Source organism: Aeromonas sp. AE23HZ002T15 (assembly GCF_054165525.2).
On sequence record NZ_CM201342.1, the window covers coordinates 1,464,157 to 1,488,890 of the forward strand.

General features: G+C 63.6%; 21 protein-coding genes and 2 pseudogenes. 10 read left to right on the forward strand and 13 right to left on the reverse strand.

The features are described from left to right. Nucleotides 1-25: 25 nt before the first annotated feature. The 5 genes from ACT5M9_RS06670 to ribH all read right to left on the reverse strand — a co-directional run bounded on the left by ACT5M9_RS06670 (nt 26) and on the right by ribH (nt 4,862). Complete coding sequence (locus tag ACT5M9_RS06670) at nt 26-1,750, reverse strand: dipeptide ABC transporter ATP-binding protein (RefSeq protein WP_457980838.1); 1,725 nt, start codon at nt 1,748-1,750, stop codon at nt 26-28. Nucleotides 1,751-2,409: 659 nt separating this feature from the next. Further along, nucleotides 2,410-2,892, reverse strand: a complete 483-nt coding sequence (locus ACT5M9_RS06675; protein WP_457981647.1) for a phosphatidylglycerophosphatase A family protein — start codon at nt 2,890-2,892, stop codon at nt 2,410-2,412. Nucleotides 2,893-2,947: 55 nt separating this feature from the next. Next, on the reverse strand, nt 2,948-3,907 hold the full coding sequence (gene thiL / locus ACT5M9_RS06680) for a thiamine-phosphate kinase (RefSeq protein WP_438551923.1): 960 nt from the start codon (nt 3,905-3,907) through the stop codon (nt 2,948-2,950). A gap of 56 nt (nt 3,908-3,963) precedes the next feature. Beyond that, nucleotides 3,964-4,377 carry a transcription antitermination factor NusB gene (nusB, locus tag ACT5M9_RS06685; RefSeq protein WP_349919195.1) on the reverse strand — a complete coding sequence of 138 codons (414 nt, stop codon included), beginning with the start codon at nt 4,375-4,377 and terminating at the stop codon, nt 3,964-3,966. Between the two features lie 14 nt (nt 4,378-4,391). Then, nucleotides 4,392-4,862 carry a 6,7-dimethyl-8-ribityllumazine synthase gene (gene ribH / locus ACT5M9_RS06690; RefSeq protein WP_042078850.1) on the reverse strand — a complete coding sequence of 157 codons (471 nt, stop codon included), beginning with the start codon at nt 4,860-4,862 and terminating at the stop codon, nt 4,392-4,394. Between the two features lie 208 nt (nt 4,863-5,070). Here ribH and ACT5M9_RS06695 point away from each other — a divergent pair, with 208 nt between their 5' ends. Continuing rightward, nucleotides 5,071-6,321, forward strand: a complete 1,251-nt coding sequence (locus tag ACT5M9_RS06695) for a S1 family peptidase (protein WP_457980836.1) — start codon at nt 5,071-5,073, stop codon at nt 6,319-6,321. A 111-nt stretch (nt 6,322-6,432) separates the two neighbouring features. On the opposite strand, the gene ribBA is transcribed toward ACT5M9_RS06695, so the two are convergent. The 7 genes from ribBA to torS form a co-directional block, all read right to left on the reverse strand. Then, entirely contained in the window at nt 6,433-7,542 is a 1,110-nt protein-coding gene (gene ribBA, locus ACT5M9_RS06700; protein WP_457980834.1) for a bifunctional 3,4-dihydroxy-2-butanone-4-phosphate synthase/GTP cyclohydrolase II, read from the reverse strand. Nucleotides 7,543-7,683: 141 nt separating this feature from the next. Then, nucleotides 7,684-8,337 carry a riboflavin synthase gene (locus ACT5M9_RS06705; RefSeq protein ID WP_457980832.1) on the reverse strand — a complete coding sequence of 218 codons (654 nt, stop codon included), beginning with the start codon at nt 8,335-8,337 and terminating at the stop codon, nt 7,684-7,686. Between the two features lie 138 nt (nt 8,338-8,475). Next, entirely contained in the window at nt 8,476-9,585 is a 1,110-nt protein-coding gene (gene ribD, locus ACT5M9_RS06710) for a bifunctional diaminohydroxyphosphoribosylaminopyrimidine deaminase/5-amino-6-(5-phosphoribosylamino)uracil reductase RibD (RefSeq protein ID WP_457980831.1), read from the reverse strand. Nucleotides 9,586-9,755: 170 nt separating this feature from the next. Further along, entirely contained in the window at nt 9,756-10,205 is a 450-nt protein-coding gene (nrdR, locus tag ACT5M9_RS06715) for a transcriptional regulator NrdR (RefSeq protein WP_349919204.1), read from the reverse strand. A gap of 160 nt (nt 10,206-10,365) precedes the next feature. Then, a complete protein-coding gene (locus ACT5M9_RS06720; protein WP_457980829.1) occupies nt 10,366-10,794 on the reverse strand; it encodes a ParB N-terminal domain-containing protein in 429 nt (142 codons plus the stop codon). 116 nt (nt 10,795-10,910) lie between these two features. After that, nucleotides 10,911-12,164, reverse strand: a complete 1,254-nt coding sequence (gene glyA / locus ACT5M9_RS06725) for a serine hydroxymethyltransferase (protein ID WP_457980828.1) — start codon at nt 12,162-12,164, stop codon at nt 10,911-10,913. A gap of 111 nt (nt 12,165-12,275) precedes the next feature. Next, a complete protein-coding gene (gene torS / locus ACT5M9_RS06730; RefSeq protein WP_457980827.1) occupies nt 12,276-15,095 on the reverse strand; it encodes a TMAO reductase system sensor histidine kinase/response regulator TorS in 2,820 nt (939 codons plus the stop codon). Nucleotides 15,096-15,165: 70 nt separating this feature from the next. On the opposite strand from torS, the gene torT reads away from it, so the two are divergent. From torT to ACT5M9_RS06745, 3 genes are all read left to right on the forward strand, one after another. Continuing rightward, nucleotides 15,166-16,218 carry a TMAO reductase system periplasmic protein TorT gene (gene torT, locus ACT5M9_RS06735; RefSeq protein ID WP_457980825.1) on the forward strand — a complete coding sequence of 351 codons (1,053 nt, stop codon included), beginning with the start codon at nt 15,166-15,168 and terminating at the stop codon, nt 16,216-16,218. A 107-nt stretch (nt 16,219-16,325) separates the two neighbouring features. Further along, nucleotides 16,326-16,622: a hypothetical protein gene (locus ACT5M9_RS06740; protein WP_457980823.1), complete on the forward strand. Its 297-nt coding sequence runs from the start codon at nt 16,326-16,328 to the stop codon at nt 16,620-16,622. A gap of 22 nt (nt 16,623-16,644) precedes the next feature. Beyond that, nucleotides 16,645-17,049, forward strand: a complete 405-nt coding sequence (locus tag ACT5M9_RS06745) for a GFA family protein (protein WP_457980821.1) — start codon at nt 16,645-16,647, stop codon at nt 17,047-17,049. Nucleotides 17,050-17,130: 81 nt separating this feature from the next. Here the strand turns inward: ACT5M9_RS06745 and torR are convergent, their stop codons facing one another. Beyond that, the gene (torR, locus tag ACT5M9_RS06750; RefSeq protein WP_457980820.1) at nt 17,131-17,844 is read right to left on the reverse strand and encodes a two-component system response regulator TorR; all 714 of its coding nucleotides are present in this window, start codon (nt 17,842-17,844) and stop codon (nt 17,131-17,133) included. Nucleotides 17,845-17,990: 146 nt separating this feature from the next. Here torR and torC point away from each other — a divergent pair, with 146 nt between their 5' ends. From torC to ACT5M9_RS06780, 6 genes and pseudogenes are all read left to right on the forward strand, one after another. After that, nucleotides 17,991-19,154: a pentaheme c-type cytochrome TorC gene (gene torC, locus ACT5M9_RS06755; RefSeq protein WP_457980819.1), complete on the forward strand. Its 1,164-nt coding sequence runs from the start codon at nt 17,991-17,993 to the stop codon at nt 19,152-19,154. Between the two features lie 23 nt (nt 19,155-19,177). Continuing rightward, entirely contained in the window at nt 19,178-21,670 is a 2,493-nt protein-coding gene (gene torA, locus ACT5M9_RS06760; RefSeq protein ID WP_457980818.1) for a trimethylamine-N-oxide reductase TorA, read from the forward strand. 98 nt (nt 21,671-21,768) lie between these two features. After that, complete coding sequence (gene torD / locus ACT5M9_RS06765) at nt 21,769-22,437, forward strand: molecular chaperone TorD (RefSeq protein ID WP_457980816.1); 669 nt, start codon at nt 21,769-21,771, stop codon at nt 22,435-22,437. A gap of 4 nt (nt 22,438-22,441) precedes the next feature. Further along, the gene (locus ACT5M9_RS06770) at nt 22,442-22,810 is read left to right on the forward strand and encodes a hypothetical protein (protein ID WP_457980815.1); all 369 of its coding nucleotides are present in this window, start codon (nt 22,442-22,444) and stop codon (nt 22,808-22,810) included. A 189-nt stretch (nt 22,811-22,999) separates the two neighbouring features. After that, a pseudogene (locus tag ACT5M9_RS06775) lies at nt 23,000-23,308 on the forward strand (PAS domain-containing protein); the annotation flags it as partial. Between the two features lie 39 nt (nt 23,309-23,347). Next, a pseudogene (locus ACT5M9_RS06780) lies at nt 23,348-24,673 on the forward strand (putative bifunctional diguanylate cyclase/phosphodiesterase); the annotation flags it as partial. Between the last annotated feature and the right edge of the window lie 61 nt (nt 24,674-24,734).

Genomic DNA, 24,734 nt, shown 5'->3' on the forward strand with positions numbered 1-24,734 from the left:
AAGCCTTTTTCCTGACTCGGCTTTCCTAGCTTGCGATCTCCAGCCCCTCGCGGGACATTCCCTTAAACTCCGGCATGAGCGAGATCAGCTTGCGGCTGTACTCATGTTCGGCATTGGTAAAGAGTTTCTCGGTCTCGGCCACTTCCACCAGATGACCGTGGCGCATCACCCCGATGCGATCGCACATCTGACGGATGACCGGCAGATCGTGGCTGATGAACAGCATGGTGAGCCCGAGCTCCTGCTGCAGGTCTTTGAGCAGGTTGAGGATCTGGGCCTGCACCGACACATCCAGCGCCGAAGTGGGCTCGTCGCAGATGAGGAAACGTGGCCGGGTCGCCAGGGCGCGGGCGATGGAGATACGCTGGCGCTGACCGCCGGAGAACTCGTGGGGGTACTTGACCCCGGCGCCCCGACCCAGGCCCACGTGATCCAGCAGGTCGCTGACGATGCCCTCGATCTGGCCCTCGCTCTCCGCCAGCTTATGGAAGCGGATCGGCTCTGCGATGATGTCGCGCACCTTCATGCGCGGGTTCATGGAGGAGTACGGGTTCTGGAACACCATCTGCATCTGGCGACGCAGGGGGCGACGGGCATGCTCCCCCTTGAGGGCGGTGAGATCGATGCCCTCGAACACTATCTTGCCCGCATCGGGCGGATAGAGGCCTGTGATGGCGCGGGCTATGGTGGACTTGCCGGAGCCGGACTCCCCCACCAGGCCGAAAGTCTCGCCCTCGAAGATCTCGAAGTTGATGTTGTTGCAGGCGTGCACGAACTGGCGGCGGCTCGGGAAGATGGAGTTCTTGGTGACGAACTTGAGATCCACGTTCTCCACCCGCAGCAGGGCGCCCTCATAGCTGCGCTCGTCCTGACTCTGGCCAAGCCAGTGAGTCTTGAGATCGATGCTGGTATCCGCCGCGCCCGCCTCTTCGATGTAGGAGACCAGGGGGAAGCGCACCAGCTTCACATCCGAACGGGGCACCGCCGAGATGAGGCTGCGGGTATAGGGATGGTTCGGGGCACCCAGCACCTGTTCGGTGGTGCCGAACTCCACCAGATCCCCGCGATACATGACCGCCACCTTGTCGGTGACGTTGGAGACCACGCCCATGTCGTGGGTCACCAGCATGCAACCCACCTGACGCTCCTTGCACAGGGTGCGGATGAGCTGCAGGATCTGGTCCTGAATGGAGACGTCCAGCGCCGTGGTCGGCTCATCAGCGATGATGAGCTCGGGATCGCCGGAGAGGGCGATGGCGATGACCACCCGTTGGCGCATGCCACCGGAGAACTGATGGGGATACTGCTTGATGCGCACTTCCGGTTGCGGGATCCCGACCGCGGCCATCAATTCGAGGGCCTTGGCGAAGGCCGCCTCGCGAGCGAGGTCGGTATTGGCCAAGATGGTCTCCACCAGCTGTTGTTCGACGGTGAACAGCGGGTTGAGGGAGGTCATGGGATCCTGGAAGATGAAACCGATGCGAGAGCCGCGGATGGCTCGCATCTCGTTCTGGCTCTTGCCGGAGATGAGTTCACCGTTGAGATAGATGTCGCCACGGGCGATACGGCCGGGCGGACTCAACAGGTCGATGACGGCATTGCCTATGGTGGATTTGCCGGCACCTGACTCGCCGACCACACCGACGATCTCCCCCTTTTCAACGGAAAAAGAGAGATCCTTCACCGCGGCCAGCACCCCGTAGCGGGAGGGGTACTCGATCCGCAAGTTTTTCACTTCGAGCAAGGACATGTTTACCTCTGCGGGGGACATCCGTCCCAAATAATTCGTCCGTAAATCAGCGCAGATGCTGGAGGTGCCTTGGTAGCTATCTTGAGTGTTTGTTTTGAATGAAAAACGCTCAATCCATGAGGCCATCAAACCAGCGATCCGGGCGGGTTTTTTGCATTTTTTTGGAATAACCCGCGAGTAAGTTAGTCGGTTTGCCCGCGGGTGTAAATGATCCTGTTATACAATTTCGCAATACTTTGCGCAGATAACGCTCTCATCATAGGCACAAAATGTCGATAAACATCACACTATCAGATGTTGTGACGGCAATACCAGAGTTAACATCGCTTTAGTTTCAACAAAACCATAACAACCAATCATATTCACTATTCCATCCAGACTATCAAGCCTCGAATGAGTAGTGAATATTTATGTGAAATGATTTTTTAACGACAGCATATATGGATGAAGGAAAAATAAGCAGCGATAAATAGGGTCAAGGCAGCATCTTCCACCGAGACCCGGGGAGCGCTGTGAAAGGTAACGGAGGGAATTGCATACAAAACGACTCTGGCCCGGCAAATGCCGGGCCAGAGTGCTTGTCCAAAGAACCCCTGATCTGCACCGACAGCCTTGGGCTGCCGCGAGAGGGATGCACCAATCCCAGCTGGGCTGGCCTGTCAGCTCAGCCAGCCTGCCAGCAGTTGCATGCAGATCAGCGCAAACAGGCCGGCGATGAGGTCGTCCAGCATGATGCCGAGCCCGCCATGGATGCGGCGATCGAACCAGGAGATGGGCCAGGGCTTGAGCACGTCGAACAGCCGGAACAGCACGAAGCCGGCCAGCACCCACTCCCAGCCGGTGGGGGCCGCTATCATGGTGACCCCGAAGCCGATCACCTCATCCCAGACGATGGAGCCGTGATCCGGCATACCGATGGCGTCGGTCGCCCCCTGGCAGAGCCAGATCCCCACCAGAAAGCCCAGCACCAGCAGGGCGACAAACCAGGGGGTAGAGAGGCCGCTCACCAGCAGATAGAGCGGAATGGCGACTATGGTGCCCATGGTGCCCGGTGCCCAGGGGGAGAGGCCGGCCCCAAACCCCACCGCCAGCAGGTGGCGCGGGTTCTTGAGATTGAGCTGCTTCAGCTCGGGTTTTATCATCATCCTTGTTGATTCCAATCTGTCGGTTTTAGCTCGCAGCCGCGGTTCCAGGCCATCATGCGAAGTGATCCCATCCCTTGAGCTCAAGCGCTACCGGCTGTTCATCCAGCAGATAGTCGATGCCGGGCTCCCCGGCCAGGATACGGCCGATGCGGGTGAACTTGACGCCGCAGTTCGCGAGCGCCGTGTCCAGGGCGCCGTGATGCTCCTGGGGCACGGTGAAGCAGAGCTCGTAGTCATCGCCGCCCGCCAGTGCCAGCTGCCAGGCCGCCTCGGCGGAGACCGCATCCTGCAGTACCGGCGAGAGAGGCAGCAGATTGAGATCGATCTGGGCACAGACGCCGGAGGCCTTGAGGATGTGGCCGAGATCCGAGGCCAGGCCGTCGGAGAGATCCAGCGCACTGCTCGCCAGCCCGCGCAGGGCCTGTCCCGCCAGGATGCGGGGATGGGGATGATCGAGCCTGGGCAGCACGGCCGCCAGCTGGTTCTCGTTCAATACCCGCTTGCCAAGCAGGTGGGAGAGCGCCAGGGCCGCATCCCCCAGGGTGCCGGTCACATAGATGCCGTCTCCCGCCTTGGCACCGCTGCGCAGCAGGGCGCGGCCGGTGGGCACGGATCCCTTCACCGAGACGGTGATGGAGAGGGGGCCACGGGTCATGTCGCCCCCCACCAGGGCCACGTTGTAGTACTCGGCGAGCTCGAGGAAACCCTCGGCGAAGCCGGCTACCCAGGCCTCGTTGATGGCGGGCAGGGTCAGGGCCATGGAGACCCAGCGCGGCTCTGCCCCCATGGCGGCGAGATCGGACAGGTTGACCGCCAACGCCTTGTAGCCGAGATCCACCGGATCCATGTCGGGGAAAAAGTGGACGCCGCTCACCAGGGTATCCGTGCTCACCGCCAGCTGAGTATCCGCCGGCAGGGTCAGCAGGGCGCAATCATCTCCCGGGCCCAGCACCACGTCCTTGCGGGCGTGGGGGACCTTGAAGTACTTCTCAATCAGCTCAAATTCACCCATACAGTAAAAAGCCAGCGGTTAGGCTGGCTCCTCTCTTAAGGCTGATGGACAGCGGATCAGCGCTTCGGCAGCGTCTTGATCACCTTGTCCAGAACACCGTTGACAAACTTGTGGCTGTCATCGGCGGCGAAGGCTTTGGCCAGCTCGATCGCTTCGTTGATCACCACGCGCGGCGGCACATCATCACGACGGGTCAGCTCGTAGGTCGCCAGACGCAGGATCGCCTTGTCCACCATGTCCACTTCTTCCAGCGGACGGGAGAGGAAAGGTGCAAACACCTTGTCCAGCTCGTTGCAGTGGAGGGCTACCCCGAACAGCAGATCGCGGAAATAGTTCAGGTCCACACCCTTGGTGTCCTGATCGATCTTGAACTGCTCTTCGATGTCGCCCACGTTGGCCTGGGTCATCTGCCACTGGTAGATGGCCTGGGTGGCGCAATGACGGGCCTTACGGCGCTCGGACGGTTTCAATGTACTTCTCCTCGTTACACGTCCAGTTGTTTCAGGACGTTGATCATTTCGAGCGCGCTCAGTGCAGCCTCTGCACCCTTGTTACCCGCCTTGGTACCGGCGCGCTCGATGGCTTGTTCGATGTTTTCTGTGGTCAGCACGCCGAAGGCGACGGGAATTTCATATTCCATCATCACCTGGGCCAGACCCTTGCCGTTCTCGCTCGCCACCAGTTCGAAGTGGTAGGTACCGCCACGGATGACGGTGCCGAGGGCGACGATGGCGTCGTATTGGCCACTCTTGGCCAGCTTCTTGGCCGCCAATGGGATTTCAACGGCACCCGGCACGCGAACCAGGGTCAGATTGCTCTCCTGGATCTGGCCTTGACGCTTCAGCACGTCCAGCGCGCCGTTCACCAGGCTGTCATTGATGAAGCTGTTGAAACGGGCAACGACAATAGCTACACGCGCCTCGGGAGCGGCGATATTTCCTTCGATGATCTTCATTGGAAATCCTGTCTCTGTGCAATCAGTAGGGCCGTCAATGGGGCCGCGGCCAAAAGTGCGCACATTCTAGCACAAAGGCAATGGGACAAAAACAGGCATCACCACTCCGGTCACCAGGCCCTTATTAATTTTTTTCTTAACTGCTCCGACCTGCTAATAATACGTGCGCCTGTCACGGGGTAAAAATAATAATATCAAGGAGTTCAATATGTTGTATTTCAAACGCAGCGGCGTCGCACTCGCGTGCCTGCTATCATTTTCCGCCCAGGCCGATAGCGGCGCACCACGCATCATAGGGGGCAGCGCCACGACAGCCCCCAGCTGGATGGCGGCAGTCGGTGAAGTCGTCGACGGCACCTGGGTCAACTTCTGCGGCGGTACCCTGATCGGCAGTCAGTGGGTGCTGACCGCCGCCCACTGCGTCGCCGATGCCCAATCCGGCCCCATGGAAGTCGCCATCGGCGTGACGGACTTGAGCCGCCCCCACACCCGCAGCAGAGTCGATCAGGTGCTGATGCACCCCGAGTACTATCAGAATCTGATGAACCATCTGGGGAGTCCCGACCAGACCCCCTCCTCCTCGGATCTGGCCCTGCTGCACCTGGCCAGCCCCGTCTCCCTCGCCCCCATCAGGATCGCCGATCTGACGGCCAAGGACACCTGGCAGCTGGGTACCACCCTGCTCAATGCCCTCGGTTACGGTGGCACCAACCCTGCCGCGACCAAGACCAGCTCGCAACTGCTGGCGGTGGATCTTGCCTACCAGGGGGAGAAAGACCGCTGGTATGGGGATCAGACCAGCACCCACATCTTCGCCGGCAACCTGCTCGGCCAGGATACCTGCAAGGGTGACAGTGGCGGCCCCCTGACCTCCGGGGGAGAACTGGTCGGTGTCACCAGCTACGGCGCCTACCCCTGCGCCACCGGCAGCGCCGGCGGCTATGTCTACGCCCCGGCGTTCAAGGAGTGGATTTCCAGCCAGCAGCAGGGGGTTACCCTGACCACCATCCGCGGCCTCGTTCTGCCCCAGGGGACCAGTGGCTGGGCCGACTACCAACTCGCCAACCGCACCACACAGGCCCTGACCCTGAGCAACGTCTACAGCGACGCGCCTTCCATGTTCAACGGCTGTCCCGACCGCCTGGAGGCGGGGCAGCACTGCACCCTGCGCCTGCGCGCCGATGCCAACGACACCGTGGGCACCCTTCGTCTCCAGGGAATAGCCCTCACCGCCATCGACGAGCGAGGGGGGAGTCAGCGTCTTCAAGGGGTTCTGATGAGCATGACCGGCAAACCCACAACCACCACGGGGACGACGGCGGCAGGCGGCAGCACGACAACGACTGCGACGACAACCACCAGCTCCACCTCTACCTCCAGTGGCGGTGGCGGCGGTGGTGCAATGGGTCTTGCCAGCCTGTTGCTGCTGCCCCTTGCCTGGTTGCGCCGTCGCCGCTAAGGCAGACCCTCACAGGCAGGCAACAAACCAATAAGGGATGACCGAAGTCATCCCTTATTTCATTGCACCTGACTCCCCAGCCCGTGGCGGGAAGCGACGGCTTCGACGAGATTACTCGCCGACGTATTCCACCACTTCCAGGCCGAAGCCGCCGAGGGCGTGGTACTTCTTCGGTGAGCTCAGGAGGCGCATCTTGCCGACCCCCAGGGTCTTCAAGATCTGGGAGCCCACGCCGACCCGGCGGGAGGTACCCTGCCACCTGGCCCCTTCCGGTGCCAGCCCCTTGTCGGCGGCCTCGAACGCCTTGACCCGGGCCAGCAGCTCGTCGCCATTGGCCTCGGCCCCCAGGATCACCAGAACCCCGCCCTCTTTCGCGATGCGCGCCATGGATTTGGCCAGGGGCCAACTGCGGGCGGCGTGACGGTCGGTCTGCAGCAGATCGCTCAGCACGTCGTGCAGATGCACCCGCACCAGGGTCGGCTGGTCGGTCTGGATGTCACCCTTCTTGAGGGCAAAATGCACCTGGTTGTCGATGGTGTCGCGGAAGGTGATGAGATCGAACTCGCCGTATTCGGTGGGCAGTTTGCACTCGGCCACCTGCTCCACCGTGGTCTCGTGCTGATTGCGGTACTCGATAAGATCCGCGATGGTGCCGAGCTTGATGCCGTGCTGCTCGGCGAAGATCTCGAGATCCGGGCGACGGGCCATGCTGCCGTCTTCGTTGAGGATCTCGACGATGACGGAGGCCGCCTCGTAACCGGCCAACCGGGCCAGATCGCAGCCCGCTTCCGTATGCCCGGCCCGGGTCAGTACGCCGCCATCCTGCGCCATCAGCGGGAAGATGTGGCCAGGCTGCACCAGATCGGCGGCCTTGGCATTCGGTGCCACCGCGGCCTGCACGGTCACGGCGCGATCGGCGGCGGAGATGCCGGTGGTCACCCCTTCTGCCGCTTCTATGGTCACGGTGAAGGCGGTGGAGAACTGGGCGTTGTTGCGGTCCACCATCAGCGGCAGCGCCAGCTGTTTGCAGCGATCCCGGGTCAATGTCAGGCAGATCAACCCTCTCCCATACCGGGCCATAAAGTTGATATCCTCGGGGCGGACACAGGAGGCGGCCATAATGAGGTCCCCTTCATTCTCCCTGTCTTCGTCATCCATCAGGATCACCATCTTGCCAGCCTTGATATCGGCAATGATTTCCTGGGTTGTGCTCAGCGCCATGGGCTACTCCATCAACATGCTTCGGGATTGAGCCTGCGGGCTCGATTTGATACGGGGTTATTCTGACCTAGATGGGGGCAGAGGCCCCCATTTCAACCTGCGCGGGCTCACAGAAAAGCGTTTTCGGCTCCCACAGCGTCATCACAGAAAGCCGGACTGGGCCAGTTTCTCCAGGGTCAGGGACGAGGTCGTGCCCTCCTGCACCCTGCCTTGCATCAGCCGCTCCAGATAGCGGGCTATCTGATCCACCTCGAGGTTCACCCTGTGGCCCGGCTTCCAGTTTGCGATCGTGGTCTCCTGGGCGGTGTGGGGCACTATGGTGAGACGAAACAGGTTGCCCTGCACGGCGTTGACCGTGAGGCTGATGCCATCCACTGCGATGGAGCCCTTCTCGGCGATATAGCGGGCGAGCTCCCCTGGCGCTTCAATCCAATATTCGATGGCGCGGCCGCTGCTGGACTTGCTCTTCACCTCGCCGATGCCATCCACGTGGCCGGAGACCAGGTGGCCGCCGAGGCGCGAGGTCGGCATCAGGGCTTTTTCCAGATTGACGGGATCGCCCACCTTGGCATCGGCGAAGCCGGTACGAGACAGGGTTTCGAGCGACACGTCGGCGGTGTAGCTCTTGTCGCCGAGGGCTACCACGGTCAGGCAGACGCCGTTGGTCGCGATGGAGTCGCCCAACTTGACGTCGCTGAAATCCAGGGTCGGGGCGTGCACTGTGAGGGCCATGTCCTCCCCCTGACGACGCAGGGCTGCCAGGGTACCCATGGCTTCGATAATTCCGGTAAACATGCAGATCACCTTGCTGCTGGCAGGGCCCGGCGGCCCTGTCTCTGAGATGTATAAGTGCCGAACATCAGGCTATGCTGGCCTCGATGCGCACGACTGGCTCAATCGGCCCGCACTTCCTTGAAAGATCCTGAAGGCTGGCTAGGCAATCCTGGCCGTGATGCGGATATCCTGCCCCACCAGCCGCACATCCTTGAGGTTGAGCTTGGGCGCCTGGAACAGCCGGGTCAACTCGGGCAGGTGGAACAGGCCGCGGCCCTCGTCCCCCAGCAGCTTGGGCGCCTGATAGAGCACCAGCTCGTCCACCAGGCCCTTGCCGAGCAGGGCGCCACACAGGCGCGGCCCCGCCTCCACCAGCACGGAGTTGATGTTGCGCTTGGCCAGCAGCATGAAGAGGCTGACCAGATCCAGCTTGCCGTCGAGCAACGGCAGCTCCAGCTGCTGCACCCATTCCGGCCAGTCCCCGTCCACCTTGTGGCGAGCCAGCAGCACCGGGCCCGTGCTCTTGAACAGGGGCAGATCAGGGGTCAAGCGATTCTGGGAGTCGATGACGACCCGCAGGGGCTGGCGCAGGGCCTCCTTGGGGTAGACCGCCTTGACCGAGGGAGGCAGCTCGTCCCAACGCACGTTGAGCGAAGCCCCGTCGGTCAGTACCGTCTCGGCGCTCGACAGTACGGCGTCGTGACGGGCCCGCAGGCGCTGCACGTCGGCGCGTGCTAAGGGGCCGGTGATCCACTGGCTCTCGCCGCTCGCCATGGCGGTGCGACCATCGAGACTCGCGCCGAGCTTTACCGTCACCAGGGGGAAAGCGGTGCGCATCCGCTTGAAGAAGCCGGGGTTGAGCGCCTCGGCCTCGGCGCTCAGCAGGCCGAAGTCCGCCTTGATACCCGCCTCGGAGAGCATGCGCAGACCGCGCCCGCCTACCTGGGGATTGGGATCCACCATGGCGGCGACCACCCGGGTCACCCCGGCCTTGATCAGCGCCTCGGCGCAGGGAGGGGTACGGCCGTGGTGGGAGCAGGGCTCCAGGGTCACGTAGGCGGTGGCACCGCGGGCCTCTTCACCGGCGGCGTGCAGGGCGTAGACCTCCGCATGGGGCTCACCGGCACGCTGGTGCCAGCCCTCCCCCACCACCACGCCGGCCTTCACCAGCACGGCGCCGACACAGGGGTTCGGGGCCGTGGTGTAGCGACCGCGGCGGGCCAGCTCGAGGGCCCGGTTCATCCATCGATAATCGTCTTGACTAAACATCTGGGCTCCCGTTCAACGCGAGAAAATAGGGGTTCTAACGCAATTCGTGAGTGGCTGGCTTATTTCTCCAGCTTGGCGATCCCTTCACCGCTTCTTGTCACAAACAAGGCGGATGTCCTCAAGTCCTGAGGTAGAGAGGGGCGAAGCGGATATTGCCTTGCTCGCCCTCGTTACTTCTCCAGCTTGGCGATCTCTTCACCGAACTCGCGGATGTCCTCAAAGCTGCGATAGACGGAGGCGAAACGGATATAGGCCACCTTGTCGAGGCTCTTGAGCTCATCCATCACCAGGTTGCCGAGCAGCTGGGAGGCCACCTCCCGCTCGCCAGTGGCGCGCAGGCGAGACTTGATGTGATTCACCCCCTTCTCGATGGCTTCCATGCTCACCGGCCGCTTCTCCAGCGCCCGCAAGATGCCGCCACGCAGCTTCTCTTCGTTGAAGGGCTCGCGGGAGCCGTTGGACTTGATGATGCGCGGCATCACCAGCTCGGCCATCTCGAAGGTGGTGAAACGCTCGTGACAGAGCAGGCACTCGCGGCGGCGACGCACCTGATGGCCTTCCGCCACCAGCCGGGAATCGATCACCTTGGTATCAACGGCACTACAGAACGGGCAATGCATCGGACCTCCGGCGCAAACTCATGACATCTAAGGGGTCACCTGCCACCAGGGGCAGGAGCTTGGTCAGCCAGTGTAACACGGCCACCCAAAACCGGTAAAAGCCCAGAAAAAACAATGCTACCCGTGGGTAGCATTGAGGCTGTGACGAGAACGACCGCCATCAGTCGTCATAGGGCAAGGCATCGGGATCGCAATCCACGTAATCGGGCGCAGGATCCTGCTCGAACTGCACCGCCTCTATGTGAGTCGCCCCCAGCATCAGCGCCTTGCCAACCCTGTGCATGCCATCCATGACCCGGCCCTCGCTGTCCAAGATGATGGGATAGGCGAGATCGGCGGCCAGCATCAGCTGGCAGTGCTCCACTATGCTGCGCACCGTGGGTGTCACGCTGCCATGGCCGTACCAGTGTTCCTTGTCGAGCTCCGCTATCTGACCAAGCGGCACGACGCGCACCGGCAGCCCGCGGCCGAGCCTTATCAACCTGCGTACGTCCCAGGCCAGCAGGCCCTCCGGGCTTGGGCGAAAGTGATACTGGGCGCGGATGGACGAGACAAGGTCGTCATCGTTGGGGGCAGTCTGGCTAGGCATGGCGCTTCCTCTCCTCTTGACTGGCTGAGACTGAGCACAGCGCCCAGGCGGCGCCGCCCTGTAAACAACAATGCCACCCGAGAGTGGCATTGTCTCATACCAGAATGTCTGGCTTATCAGGCATAAACCGGCAGACGACGGCAGATATCCAGCACTTTCTCACGCACGGTGGCCAGCACTTCGTCGTTGTCGTGGTTGTCCAGCACGTCGCAGATCCAGCCAGCCAGCTGCTTGCTCTCGACTTCCTTGAAGCCGCGGCGAGTGATGGCCGGGGTACCCAGACGCACACCTGAGGTGACGAAGGGGGAACGCGGATCGTTCGGCACCGAGTTCTTGTTGACTGTGATGTTGGCCTTGCCCAGCGCCGCATCGGCCTCTTTACCGGTCAGCTCGCGGCCGATCAGATCCACCAGCATGAGGTGGTTGTCGGTGCCGCCGGAGACGATCTTGTAACCGCGAGCCAGGAACACCTCGACCATGGCCTTGGCGTTCTTGACGACCTGAGCCTGGTAGGTCTTGAACTCGGGCTCGAGGGCTTCCTTGAAGGCCACGGCCTTGCCGGCGATGACGTGCATCAGCGGGCCGCCCTGGCCGCCCGGGAAGACGGCGGAGTTCAGTTTCTTGTAGAGCTCTTCGTCATCGGCGGCGGAGAGGATCAGACCACCGCGCGGACCGGCCAGGGTCTTGTGGGTGGTGGAGGTGACCACGTGGGCGTGGGGAACCGGGTTCGGGTAGACGCCGGCGGCAATCAGACCGGCCACGTGGGCCATGTCGACGAACAGCCAGGCACCGATCTTGTCGGCGATCTCGCGCATGCGGGCCCAGTCGACCACGCCAGAGTAAGCGGAGAAGCCGCCGATCATCATCTTGGGCTTGTGCTCGACCGCCAGACGTTCCATCTCGTCGTAGTCGATCTTGCCGGACTCATCGATGCCGTAGGGGATGATGTTGTACAGCTTGCCGGAGAAGTTGACCGGGGAGCCGTGGGTCAGGTGACCGCCGTGGGCCAGGTTCATGCCCAGCACTGTATCGCCCGGTTGCAGCAGGGCCATGTAGACGGCGCTGTTGGCCTGGGAGCCGGAGTGCGGCTGCACATTGGCGTAAGTGGCACCAAACAGTTCCTTGGCGCGCTCGATGGCCAGGGTCTCAACCACGTCCACATACTCGCAACCACCGTAGTAGCGCTTGGCCGGGTAGCCTTCGGCGTACTTGTTGGTCAGCTGGGAGCCCTGGGCTTCCATGACGCGGGGGCTGGTGTAGTTCTCAGACGCGATCAGCTCGATATGCTCTTCCTGACGACGGGTTTCGTCTGTGATGGCCTGCCACAGCTCTGGATCATAGCCGGCGATGGTCATGTCACGTTTCAACATCCGTTTATCTCCTGAAAATCGTTTGCGCGATAGGTGAAGTGGGCCCGCGCATTGTAACGTGAGCGGGATCAAAGAGACAGTCCAACCACCCAAAAAAATGTTGAATCTATGTTACGAAAGACGAGTTTCATCCCCGGACTGCTCCCCCTTCACCGCCAGCCAGGCCTGCAACCCATGGATAGCCTCTTCAAATGCGGGGGTCAGCACCAGAGGCTCCCCCTCCCCCCTCTCCAACTCGGCGCAGAGTTCGGCAAAGTCCGTCAGCCCCAGCGCCAGGGCGCTGCCCTTGAGTTTGTGGGCCAGTTGACGGCGCCCCTCCCCCGGCTCGCTCGCGACCAAGGTCGCCACCAGCTCACGGCCTTGTGACTCGAACAAATCGATAAGCTGACCGATGCGCGGCAGACCCAGCACGGGCAGATCCGCCTCCAGCACCCCGTTGCCCGCAGGAGCAGCCTCCCCGGGGCCAGTCTCTGCCGAGGCGGCCCCCTGGCATTGGCGCGCGATGGCTCCGGCCAGGGTCGCCAGCCGCATGGGTTTGCCCACGAAGTCGGCGAAACCGGCGGCCAGGCAGTGGCGGATATCTTCCGGGTACATCTGGGCCGAGACCGCGATGGCGGGCAGGGGCCGGCCATGGACCTCCTCGCTGATGGCGTCGAGATCTTCCCGCAGGCTGATGCCGTCCATGTCCGGCAGGTTGATGTCGAGGAGGGCCAGATCGAAGGATCGCTCGCTCACCCAGGCCAGCGCCGTGCGACCATCCTCCGCCAGGGTGACCCTGTGACCGAGGCGCGCCAGCATGCCCTGGGCCACCAGACGGTTGATCTCGTTGTCCTCTACCAGCAGGATCTCCCGGGGCTGGCAGAGCAGGACGGGCTCTGGCTGCACGGGCAACAAGGCCGCCGAGCGTTGCAGAGGCAGGCTGAAGCTGAAGCGGCAGCCCGCACCGGGCTCGCTCGCAAGCCCAAGCTCCCCCCCCATGGCGCTCACCAGCTTCTGGCTGATGGCGAGGCCGAGGCCAGTGCCTCCCTGATGGCCGAGATCCCGCTTGCGCTGACGGAACGCCTCGAACACCGCTTGCTGCTCCTCTGCTGGAATGCCGGGGCCGGTATCCTCGACCACGAACTCGATGCAGGGCTCGGCGCAGGGGCCGGCGCAGGCCAGGGGCATGACCGAGAGGGTGATGCTCCCCTTGCGGGTGAACTTGACGGCGTTGCCGAGCAGGTTTGCGATCACCTGGCGCAGCTTGCCCATGTCCCCCTCTACCACGGGCGGCAGGGTGTCGCCATAGATAAGCTCGAGGCGCAGCCCCCTGGCCTCGGCCCTCGGCCGAAACAGGGTGCAGAGATCGTCCGCCAGCTGCCGCAGCGGGAAGGGTTCCCGGCGCGCCTCCACGTGGCCCGCCTCTATCTTGGAGTAATCGAGGATGTCGTTGAGGATCTCGAGCAGGGACTCGCCGCTTTGGCCGATAGCGGCCAGATAGCGCTGCTGCTCCGGGTTTAGCCGGGTGTCTTCCAGCAGGCTGAGCCCGCCAAGTATGCCGTTCATGGGGGTACGGATCTCGTGGCTCATGGTGGCGAGGAAGACCGACTTGGCCCTGTTGGCCTGCTCCGCCTCGTCCCTGGCCTGGCGCTGCTTCTCCACCTCCTCGTTGAGGCGCAGGTTCGCATGGCTGAGCTGACCAGTGCGCTCCTCCACCCGGGATTCCAGCTCCCGCTGATAGCGACCGAGCTCGATGGCGTTGTCGCGAAATACCTGCAGGGCCCGGCCGAGTTCGGCCAGCTCATCCTGTCCCTGATGCATGCCAGGCGCCGGGGGCGTCAGATCCCCCCGTGCCAGCCGGCTCATCCCCTCCACCGCGTGTTGCAGGGGCCAGACGATGCGGCCATAGACCATGCGCCACATCAGCAGGATCAAGAGACCCAGGGTGAGCAGGCCGATGAAGACCAGGGCGCTGGCCAGCAGTTGCAACCGCTCCCGCAGCACTCGCTGGCTCTGGCCGAGGGCCTCCCGCGCCCCCGCCACCAGGCTGTCTACCTGCTGGTTGAGGCTGCCCATCATCACCTCGTTGGCCGAGGCCAGCACCCGCAGCGCCTCCCCCTTGCCGATCCAGTCGCTGCGCAGCTGCACCAGTCTGTCACTCTGCCCGAGCAGGGACAGCGCCTGCTCCACCGCGGCCCGACGGGCGGGGTCCGTCACGGCGCCGGCCCGCAGTTGCAGGATGGCCAGGGCCTTGCTGCTCTCCTGCTGAAGCCCCTGCAGGGCGGGCTGCTGCTCGCTGCGCCAGATCTCCTCTATCCTCTGCTGCTGCATCAGGGTGCGGTGGCGCAGCTCCGTCATCTGCTCCAGCCAGTCAAGATCCTGCTCCAGCAGTCGATCCAGCGCCGCGTCGGCCTGCTTCCCCTGCAACCGATAGAGGGAGCCCATGCCCGCCACCATCACGGTCTCGGCGTTCTCCATCTGGCTGCGGGCTAGCTCGGCCACCTGACCGGCGGCGTCCACCAGTTGGGTACGCAGCGCGCCGCCTTCGGCCATGAGCGTGAGCCGCTCCCCCACCAGCCAGCCCTGCTGGCCGAGATTGCCGATGATGGTCTGGCTGAGCCGGTGCAACTGCGCCAGCTCCCCCTCGGTGCCGAGTTGTTCCAGCACCTGTTGCATCTGCTGCCCCTGCAGGGTCAGCAGGCGTCCCTGATGTTCCCGCTCCGCCTCGCTGCTCGCCATGGCCAGCAGGTGGGAGGCGTTCTGGATCTCGCCACTCAGGCGCGCCAGGGTACGGGCGCTCTCCTGACCCGCCAGGGTGGCTTGCACCCCCTGCTCCAGCTGACGCAGACGGTTGAGGCCGACCCAGCCCAGCAGGGAGGCGCTGAGGGTCAGCATGGCCATCAGGGAGAAGGCCAGCAGCAACTTGCCGCCCAGGCCGGAAAACATTCTCACGGGGGATCCCTTGGTTGTGATCGACTTTGTCCGGATAATACGGCCTCACACTTTAACAAAACCCTCTGCCATGCGAAGCCTCTCTCTGTGCATTCTGCTCGCCCTGCTGGCCCGTCCCGCCTCGGCCTTCGAGGTGGATCACTGGCCGGATGGCGCCTTCACCGGCCAGCCTACCAGACTGACCTGGCCGGCCCCCGCCCCCCTTGCCAAACCCTTGACCCTGTGCGTCCTCTACCCTCACCTGAGGGATGCCTACTGGCTGTCGGTCAATCAGGGCATGGTGGAGGAGGCCAAGCGGCTCGAGGCCAAGCTGCGGATCCACGAGGCGGGGGGTTATGGCGCCCTGGCCGAACAGCGCAAGCAGTTGCGCCAATGCGTGGATGAGGGGAGCGATGCCATCCTGCTCGGCGCGGTCAGCTATGGGGCTCTCGCCGACGCCATCAGGCAGAGCCCGCTGCCGGTGTTCGGGCTGGTCAACGATCTCGCCCCCGGCCTCGCCGTCGCTCAGGTCGGCGTGCCCTGGTACCAGATGGGCTGGCGCATCGGCCACTGGCTGGCAGAGCGCCACCCGGCGGGCAGCCCGCCCGTCTCGGTCGCCCTCTTCCCGGGCCCCGACTCGGGTAGTGGTACCGCCTTGGTCGAGTCCGGCTTCATCGACGCCATCCGTGACAGCGCCATCCGGCTCATCACCACGGCGCGCGGCGACAACAGCCGCGAGATCCAGCGTACCCTGGTGCAGCAGACCCTGGCCCGTCACCCCGGGCTCGACTACCTGGTGGGGGGCGCCATCGCCGCCGAGGTGGCGGTCAACGAGCTGGCCCAGCACCATGTCGACCACCCTAGAGTGCTCGCCACCTACTTCAGCCACGGCGTCCAGCGCGGCCTGCTGCGGGGCAAGATCCTCGCCGCCAACAGCGACCAGATGCGTGAACAGGGGCAGCTTGCGGTGGCCCAGGCCGTCTGCCTGCTTCGCCAACCGGATGCCACTGAAACCCAATGCCCTCGTGTCATGGGCCCACCCATCCTGACCCTGAGCGCCCCCCTGAGCGCACCTGAGCACTCCCTGTCGGATGGGGATTTTCGTCCCGTGTACCGGGTCGGTCTGGCTCCCACGCCCCCCTAGGCCAAAACCCGAAGCGGATCACAATCCCCCCTTGCCGCTTCTTATAACATGCTCATTAACATCGTTTTTTATTCGAAAGCCGGAGCAGGCAAACGGGGGGAATCCTGATGGAGCATCTGCTGACCTTTATCATCCTGGTGGCGTTCTTTCTGTTCTACTGGGTCTACTACAGCCATCAGCGCAGGCGCGTCCCCGCCACCCAGTGGGAGGAGGTTCCCACCAAGGCCCAATATCTGGATGCCCACCCGGAGACGGTGGACGGCAAGATAGTGTTCTGCCGCCACTGCGGTCACCACAAACAACTGGAGGTCGGCCTGGTGCATCTGGCGGACTTTCGGCGTGAATGGGCCTGTGCCAAGTGCAAGCGGGTGCTGTTTCGCGCCGAAGATGACCAGATGGCCTGAGACGCCGGCCGGAGGAAACTAGATGAAGAGGTTACACGCCAGCTGCCTGTGCGGCGCCGTCAAGCTGCGCCTGCCGGACAGCTTCGATTACATGGGCAACTGCCACTGCGGCGAGTGCCGCAAGTTTTCCGGCTCGGATTACGCCTCGGTGGGCGGGTTGGATGGGGACAAGGTGGAAATAGTGAAGGGCAGCGACGCCATCGCCCGCTTCCAGAAGTCGGCGGAGACCAGCCTCGCCTTCTGCCGCCACTGCGGCTCCAGCCTGTTCAGCCAGAAGCGCAGCAGCGGCAAGATCAACCTGCGGCTCGGGGTGCTGGACGAGGCGCCGAGCCAGCAGCCGGGCTTTCACATCTTCGTCGGATCCAAGGCCCCCTGGCACCGGATAGGGGACGACTGTCCGCAGTTTGAGACCCGGCCGCCGGCCTGACCTCAGAACAATCAAACACCGCCTGCAACATTACTTTATTAAAACTTCACCAAAGGCACTGAAAACAGCCTGATTCACTGCCTATGGGGCTATCTGACCGGCAAACAGATAGCCCTCGCCGTGGACGGTGACAAACAGCTGGGGGTCCCGCGGATCCTCCTCCAATTTTCCCCTTAGCCGGCGGATCAGCACGTCTATGGTGCGATCGCTCGGCCCGTCCCCGCGATGGGTCACCAGGGAGAGGATCCGCTCCCGGCTGAGCACCCGGCCCGCATGGGCGACGAACACCACCAACACCTCGTATTCGGCCTTGGTGAGGCGCACCGGCACCCCGTCCTTGGTGAGCTGGCGGCGGGGAATGTCGAAGCGCCAGGGGCCGAAGCAGACCGCATCGTCATCGGGCTCGCTCGCCCCTTGTACAGATGACGCCAGCGAGATGCGCCACAGCAGGTTCTTGACCCGCACCAGCAGTTCCCTGAGCTCAAACGGCTTGGTGACATAGTCATCGGCCCCCATCTCGAGCCCCACTATCCGGTCCACCGCGTCGCTGCGGCCGGTCACGAGTATGATGCCCACCGTGCTGCGGGCCCTGAGCTCACGGGTCAGCAGCAGGCCGTCTTCCCCCGGCAGGTTGATGTCCAGCATCACCAGGGCGATGTCCTGCTGTTCCAGGACGGCCCGCATCCCCTGCCCGTCTTCTACCGCGGTCACGGCATAGCCCTCCCGCTCGAAATAGCCGGTCAGCTTCTCGCGGGTCACGACGTCATCTTCAACGACCAGAATGTGGTGGCGCATGGCAGGGCTCGCAGCAAGGACAGGGGGGATTATTCTATTCATATTTTGTCATAAATACCCCTAATTCATTAATTTTTACCGGCAACCCTGTTCACAGCGGCTCCCTATCATGGCTCACATCAAAAAAGCGATGTGAGAGACCTTCCATGAAAAAACTGTGGCACTTCCTGCGCACACCCAGCCGCCGCTGGTCGGTGCTGGCGCTGATCCTGGTCGGGGTCGGCGTGACCCTGGCCGGCACCGTCGGCCTGCATTATGGCTTCGAGAAGACCAGCTCCCTGGAGTTCTGCATCTCCTGCCACTCCATGGAGAGCACCGTCTATCCGGAGTACAAGGAGTCCATCCACTTCAAGAACGCCTCCGGGGTGCAGGCGGTCTGTACCGACTGCCACCAGCCCAAGGACTTCGTCGGCAAGGTGGCCCGCAAGATGGAGGCCGCGAACGACCTCTATCAGGAGTACATAGGCCACAGCATCGACACCCAGGAGAAGTTTGAGGACAGGCGCTTGCACCTGGCGGAGAAGGTGTGGGCCCGCATGAGCAGCCAGAACTCCAAGACCTGCAAATCCTGCCACAGCTACGACAACATGGATCACGCCAAGCAGTCCCCCGCCGCCGCCCTGGCCATGAAAGACGCCGCAGCCAAGAACATGAACTGCATCGAGTGTCACAAGGGTATCGCCCACGAGCTTCCGAACATGGCAGGCGGCTTCCGCGCCACCTTCGCCAGCCTCAAGGAGGCAGCCCAGGAAGCCCCCGCCGCCGAGACCCTCTACACCCTGGCCGAGAAAGACCTCTACGCCGATGAGCAAAGCACGGAGGCCGTCGGCAAGCTGCTGCCCGCCTCCCGCATCGAGGTGCTGGCCCGCAGCGGCGATCGTCTCCAGGTGTCGGTCGAAGGCTGGCGCGAGCGGGACGGCAAGGGCCGGGTGCTGAGCGAATACATGGGCAAGCGGGTCTTCGTGGCCACCGTCCGTGACGAGCTCAAGGCGGGCGAGCAGGTACTCAAGCAAGAGATGGATGAAGCCACCCAGATCCCCTGGGAGCAGGTGCGGGTCCAGGCCTGGGTCGATGGCAAGGGGCTCGAGCCCTCGCTGCAGCCCATCTGGGACTATGCCGGCGAGATGTACAAGTCCACCTGCAACTCCTGCCACGCGGCGCCGGATCCCGCTCACTTCACCGCCAACGGCTGGATCTCCGGGCTCAAAGCGATGTCCGCCTACTACCGCCTGAGCAAGGAAGAGGAGCGCACCCTGCTCAAATACCTGCAGAACCACGCCGCCGATACCGGCGGTCAGGGTAGCCACTAAGGATTCGAAAGAGGAATAACATCATGATCAACATTTCCCGCCGTGGTTTCCTGGGTGGCCTGCTGGCCAGCGGTGCCAGCGCCCTGATCGGCCCCTCCCTGCTCGGCCGCGCCGTCATGGCCGCCGAGTCCGGTGACAAGCTGGTGCAATCGGGCTCCCACTGGGGCGCCTTCCGCGCCAGGGTGGTGGACGGCCGCTGGGTCGAGACCCTGCCGTTCGAGCACGACAAGCACCCAACCGAGATGCTCAAGGGGTTGGCCGAGGTGGTCTACAACCCCTCCCGCATCCGCTACCCCATGGTGCGCCTGGACTGGCTGCGCAAGGGTCACCAATCAGACACAAGCGAGCGCGGCCAGAACCGCTTCGTGCGGGTGACCTGGTCCCAGGCCCTGGACTTCTTCTATCACGAGCTGGAGCGGGTGCAGAAAAGCTATGGCCCGAGCGCCCTCTACGCGGGCCACTCCGGCTGGCAGTCGGTGGGCAAGCTGCACTCCGCCGGCGCCATGCTGGGCCGCGCCATGAATCTGCACGGCACTTATCTCGCCAAGGCCGGTGACTACTCCACCGGCGCCGCCCAGGTGATCCTGCCCCATGTGGCAGGGGCCATGGAGGTGTACGAGCAGCAGACCTCCTGGCCCCTGCTGCTGGAGCACAGCAAGACCATAGTCATCTGGGGATCCGATCCCATCAAGAACCTGCAGGTGGGCTGGCTGGTGCCGGATCACAGCGTCTATGACTACTGGGCACAGCTGAAAGAAAAGGTGGCCAAGGGGGAGATCCGGGTCATCAGCGTCGATCCGGTCAAGTCCAAGACCCAGAAGTACCTGAGTTGCGAGCAGGTTGCCCTCAATCCCCAGACCGATCTGCCCCTGATGCTGGGTATTGCCCATACCCTCTACAGCGAGAAGCTGCACGACGAGAAGTTCCTGAAGAACTACACCACCGGCTTTGACAAGTTCCTGCCCTACCTGCTGGGCGAGAGCGACGGTCAGGTAAAAGACGCCGAGTGGGCGGCCACCCTGTGTGGCGTGTCCGCCGACCGCATCCGCGAGTTGGCCCACACCATGGCCAGCGGCCGCACCCAGCTTATCGGCGGCTGGTGCGTACAGCGCATGCACCACGGCGAGCAATACGCCTGGATGCTGGTGGTCGTGGCCTCCATGCTGGGCCAGATCGGCCTGCCCGGCGGCGGCTACGGCTTTGGCTGGCACTACAACGGCGCCGGCACCATCACCAGCACGGGCCCCATCATGTCCGGGTTCAGCTCCGTCATCCCCGGGGTCAAACCCATCCACGACGGCAACTGGAAGGGTTACTCCAAGTTCATCCCCGTGGCCCGCTTCGTGGATTGCATCCTCAATCCGGGCAAGACCATCGCCTTCAATGGCCAGACCATCACCTACCCGGAGATGAAGATGGCGGTGTTCTGCGGCAACAACCCCTTCCACCACCAGCAGGATCGCAACAAGATGGTGGCGGCCTGGCGCAAGCTGGAAACCGTGGTGAGCGTGGATCACCAGTGGACCGCGAGCTGCCGCTTCGCCGACATAGTGCTGCCGGCCACGACCACCTACGAGCGAGACGACATCGAGCAGTGGGGCTCCCACTCCAACGCCGGCATCCTGGCCATGCGCAAGGTGGTGGAGCCGCTGTTCGAGGCCCGCGACGACTACGACATCTTCGCCGACCTCTGCCGCCGCTTCGATCGCGAGACCGAGTTTACCGGTGGCAAGAGCAAGCTGGAGTGGATCCAGAGCATCTATGACGACGCCCGCCTGCAGGGTCGCGGCATCGGCATCCGGTTGCCCCGTTTCAGCCAGTTCTGGCAGGGAGAGGGCTTCGTCACCTTCCCGGCCGGCCAGCCCTGGGTGCGCCACGAGTCGTTCCGCCAGGAGCCGGATCTGGAGCCACTGGGCACCCCGTCCGGCCTCATCGAGATCTTCTCCCAGACAATAGCCAACTACGGCTATGCGGATTGCCCCGGCCATCCGGTCTGGATGGAGCCGTTCGAGCGCTCCCACGGCGGCCCGGGCAGCCAGCACTACCCGCTGCACCTGCAGTCCTGCCACCCGGACAAGCGGCTGCACAGCCAGCTCTGCTCCTCGGATGACTATCGCGCCACCTACACGGTGCAGGGCCGGGAGCCAGTCTACATGAGCCCCCAGGACGCCAAGGCGCGGGGCCTTGAGGACGGGGATCTGGTACGGGTGTTCAACGGCCGCGGTCAGGTACTGGCGGGGCTGGTGGTCTCCGATGACTATGCCCCCGGCGTGGTACGCATCCAGGAGGGGGCCTGGTACGGCCCGCTGGAGGGGGGCAAGGTCGGCACCCTGTGCACCTATGGCGACCCCAATGTGCTGACCGCGGACATCGGCTCCTCCAGCCTGGCCCAGGCCACCTCGGCCCACACGACCCTGGTGGAGATAGAGAAATTCCAGGGCCCAGCGCCCGCGGTCACCGCCTTTGGCGCACCGGAGTCGGCGGCCGGCATAGACCCCATGTTCCCGGCGCTGTGAGCGGGGGCGGCCAAAACCGCCCCTTGAGTTTCCTTTATTTTTAAAGTCGTTAGAATCGGGGGCCATCATGGCTCCCGATTGTCATCCACGGAGGAAAAATGCAGGAATTTATGGCTACCAGCGAACGCCGGGCCGAACTTTACTGGTGGTTTTCCACCCTGTTTGCCGCCGAGCTCAGCGACCCCCAGATCGCCGAGTATGACAGCTACGACGTGCGCAGCTTCCTGAAGAGTCTCTCCACGCTGGATCCCATGCGCGACGCCGTGGCCGAGCTCAATGACGCCATCGCCCGCCTGCTGGTGCGCCAGGATCGTCAGCTGGAGCTGGCCGCCGACTTCGCCGGTCTGTTCCTGGTGGATCCCAAACAGGGGGCCCTGCCCTACGAATCCCTCTATCGCGGGGAGGCCAAGCTCCTGATGCAGGCCCCCATGGCCGAGATGCAGGCGCGCCTAAAGCGCCTCGGCATCGATGTGAGCGACAAGTACAAGGAGCCCGCCGATCACCTGGCCATCGAGCTGGATCTGATGGGCAACCTCATCATTCGCGCCGCCGAGGCGACCACCACCACGGAGCGGGAGCAGTGGCTGCAGGAGCAGGAGGAACTCCTGCATCACCACCTGCTCGGCTGGTTCACCGATTTCGAGCAGGCCTGCCGCAAGGCCGACAAGTTCGGCTTCTATGGCGCCAGCGCCCGCCTGCTTGGGGTCTTCCTCGCCATGGATGCGAACTACCTGAACCTGGTCAAACCGGCGCAAGCCGCCGACTGATCCCATGAAGACGGCCCTGCTGCTGATCGCCTGCTGGCTGCTCACCTTTATTCCGACACAGCAGGGCCTGCTCCCCCTGGCAGCCCTGCTGTTCAACCCGGACAGGGAGCTCTACGGCGCTGCCCAGCTCACCGGTTTCGCCGGCATACTGCTCACCCTCTACCTCGCGAACCTGGGGGTGGAGGTGGTGCTGCGTCGCCGCTTCCAGATAGCCGGCATGCTGGCCCTGCTGGTGGCCTGGGTCGACTTCATCCACAGCAGCGGCAGCCAGGCGCACTGGTTGCCGCTGCTGGCCTTCGCCCTCCCTTTCCTCGTGCTGGCCATGCTGGTGCTGGTGCGTGGCCTGCAGGCCTTCGGCCGCCACAAAGGCTGATATCCTGTTGATTTAATGCTGTTCCCCGGTTCCTTTCCCTCCGCCGACTTCCTGCCATACTGACAACCACGCCACATTGACAAAGACGTCAATTCAGGAGCCTCCATGACAAAAGCGCTACCCGAATCGGTTAAGGCCCCCCTTCTGTCCGGCCCCCTGCCCCCCCAGCAGTTGCAGCGGCTGTTCGAGATGGCGCCCTTTGGCATAGGGGTCTTCGATCGGGAATTCAGATGCCGCAGCGTCAATGGCCCCTTCACCGAGATCTGCGGCGCCCCCTTGACCCTTGGCCAGAGTCTGTTTGAACTCAATGCCGCCGAGCTTCCCCTGCTGGTCCCTCTGCTCGGCGCGCTGATCCACCGTGGTATACCCCGGGAAAAATGGGATCTTGGCCATTTCACCACCGACCATCCCGGGCAGCCCAGGCACTGGCAGGCGATATGCAGCCCCATTCTGGATGCCGGCGGCGCTCCGGATGGCCTCTTGCTCATCGTTCGTGACATCGGCGAAGAGCAGCTCTCCCAGCATCAGGCCGATCGGTTGCGGCAGGCCGAGGCGCGGCTCCACCACCTCGCCTACCACGATCCCCTCACGGATCTCGGCAACCGCGCCCTGTTGCAGGAGCGACTCCTGCTCGAGATAGAGGCGGCTCGCCTCAATCACCACGGCTTCGCCCTGCTGTTCATCGATCTCGATGGCTTCAAGCTGGTCAACGACAACCTGGGCCATGAGGCTGGCGATCACCTGCTCAAGCTGCTGGCCGAGCGCATTCGCCACAATCTTCGTCCCCGGGATCTGGCAGCCCGGCTCGGCGCCGACGAGTTTCTGGTGCTGATCCCCGGCCTCTCCCAGCCACGGCTGCTGGCCGAGCGAGTCGAACAACTGCTGCAGACACTGCGCATACCGGCCGAGCTTGGGCAGGAGCGGCTCTCCCTCTCCGCCAGCATGGGGGTCGCCCTCTACCCGGATCATGGCCAGACCCCGGATCACCTCATCAGCGCGGCCAACAGCGCCATGCAGGAGGCCAAGCGCCAGGGCCGCAACGGTCATCTGCTCTATGCCCCCGACATGGCCGAGCAGACGCGGGAGCGCATGTTGCTGGAGCAGGGCCTGCTCAAGGCCGTGGAACAACAGCAGTTTCGCGTCCTCTATCAGCCCATGGCGGATCTCACCAGCAACCGGCTGAGCGGGCTGGAGGCCCTGCTGCGCTGGCAGCACCCGAGCGAGGGGGTGATCTCACCCGCCCGCTTCATCCCGGTGGCCGAGCGGAGCGGCCTGATAGAGCAGATAGGGGAGTGGGTGATGCGCACCGCCTGCCAGCAGGGGCAGCGCTGGCTGGCGCAAGGGTTGAGCGTGCCCAGACTGTCGGTCAATGTCTCGGTCAGGGAGATGCGCGCCCCCGATTACGTGGAGCGGGTGGCGGCCATCCTCTCGGAGACGGGGTTTCCAGCAGAGCGGCTGGAGATAGAGGTCACCGAGAGCATCATCCAGAGCGTGGATCAGAGCCTGCGCCTGTTTACCCGCCTCAAGGCACTGGGAGTCCAGATCGCCATCGATGACTTCGGCACCGGCTTCTCCTCCCTCAGCCTGCTCAAGACCCTGCCCATCGATCGCATCAAGATCGACAGATCCTTCGTGCAGGCCCTGCCCGATGACAAGCACAGCCGGGAGCTGTGCCGCACCATAGTCCATCTCGCGGACAGCCTCGGCATGGCGGTCACCGCCGAGGGGATAGAGACCCAGTCCCAGCGCCGGTTTCTGCAGTCCCTGCGCTGCGAGGAGGGTCAGGGCTATCTGTTCAGCCATCCCCTCTCCAAATCCCATCTGGCCAGCAAGCTCCATCCCCACCGCAGCGCCTGGTGCTGAGCCAGACTCCATAGAAAAAGGGAGCCATCGGCTCCCTTTCTCATGTCATCTCCCTCTCGCC

Bases quoted from the DNA above. Each gene is read 5' to 3' on its own strand.
- ACT5M9_RS06670 (WP_457980838.1), bottom strand. From the start codon at position 1,750: ATGTCCTTGCTCGAAGTGAAAAACTTGCGGATCGAGTACCCCTCCCGC.
- ACT5M9_RS06675 (WP_457981647.1), bottom strand. From the start codon at position 2,892: ATGATAAAACCCGAGCTGAAGCAGCTCAATCTCAAGAACCCGCGCCAC.
- thiL (WP_438551923.1), bottom strand. From the start codon at position 3,907: ATGGGTGAATTTGAGCTGATTGAGAAGTACTTCAAGGTCCCCCACGCC.
- ribH (WP_042078850.1), bottom strand. From the start codon at position 4,862: ATGAAGATCATCGAAGGAAATATCGCCGCTCCCGAGGCGCGTGTAGCT.
- ACT5M9_RS06695 (WP_457980836.1), top strand. From the start codon at position 5,071: ATGTTGTATTTCAAACGCAGCGGCGTCGCACTCGCGTGCCTGCTATCA.
- ribBA (WP_457980834.1), bottom strand. From the start codon at position 7,542: ATGGCGCTGAGCACAACCCAGGAAATCATTGCCGATATCAAGGCTGGC.
- ACT5M9_RS06705 (WP_457980832.1), bottom strand. From the start codon at position 8,337: ATGTTTACCGGAATTATCGAAGCCATGGGTACCCTGGCAGCCCTGCGT.
- ribD (WP_457980831.1), bottom strand. From the start codon at position 9,585: ATGTTTAGTCAAGACGATTATCGATGGATGAACCGGGCCCTCGAGCTG.
- nrdR (WP_349919204.1), bottom strand. From the start codon at position 10,205: ATGCATTGCCCGTTCTGTAGTGCCGTTGATACCAAGGTGATCGATTCC.
- ACT5M9_RS06720 (WP_457980829.1), bottom strand. From the start codon at position 10,794: ATGCCTAGCCAGACTGCCCCCAACGATGACGACCTTGTCTCGTCCATC.
- glyA (WP_457980828.1), bottom strand. From the start codon at position 12,164: ATGTTGAAACGTGACATGACCATCGCCGGCTATGATCCAGAGCTGTGG.
- torT (WP_457980825.1), top strand. From the start codon at position 15,166: ATGCGAAGCCTCTCTCTGTGCATTCTGCTCGCCCTGCTGGCCCGTCCC.
- ACT5M9_RS06740 (WP_457980823.1), top strand. From the start codon at position 16,326: ATGGAGCATCTGCTGACCTTTATCATCCTGGTGGCGTTCTTTCTGTTC.
- ACT5M9_RS06745 (WP_457980821.1), top strand. From the start codon at position 16,645: ATGAAGAGGTTACACGCCAGCTGCCTGTGCGGCGCCGTCAAGCTGCGC.
- torR (WP_457980820.1), bottom strand. From the start codon at position 17,844: ATGCGCCACCACATTCTGGTCGTTGAAGATGACGTCGTGACCCGCGAG.
- torC (WP_457980819.1), top strand. From the start codon at position 17,991: ATGAAAAAACTGTGGCACTTCCTGCGCACACCCAGCCGCCGCTGGTCG.
- torA (WP_457980818.1), top strand. From the start codon at position 19,178: ATGATCAACATTTCCCGCCGTGGTTTCCTGGGTGGCCTGCTGGCCAGC.
- torD (WP_457980816.1), top strand. From the start codon at position 21,769: ATGCAGGAATTTATGGCTACCAGCGAACGCCGGGCCGAACTTTACTGG.
- ACT5M9_RS06770 (WP_457980815.1), top strand. From the start codon at position 22,442: ATGAAGACGGCCCTGCTGCTGATCGCCTGCTGGCTGCTCACCTTTATT.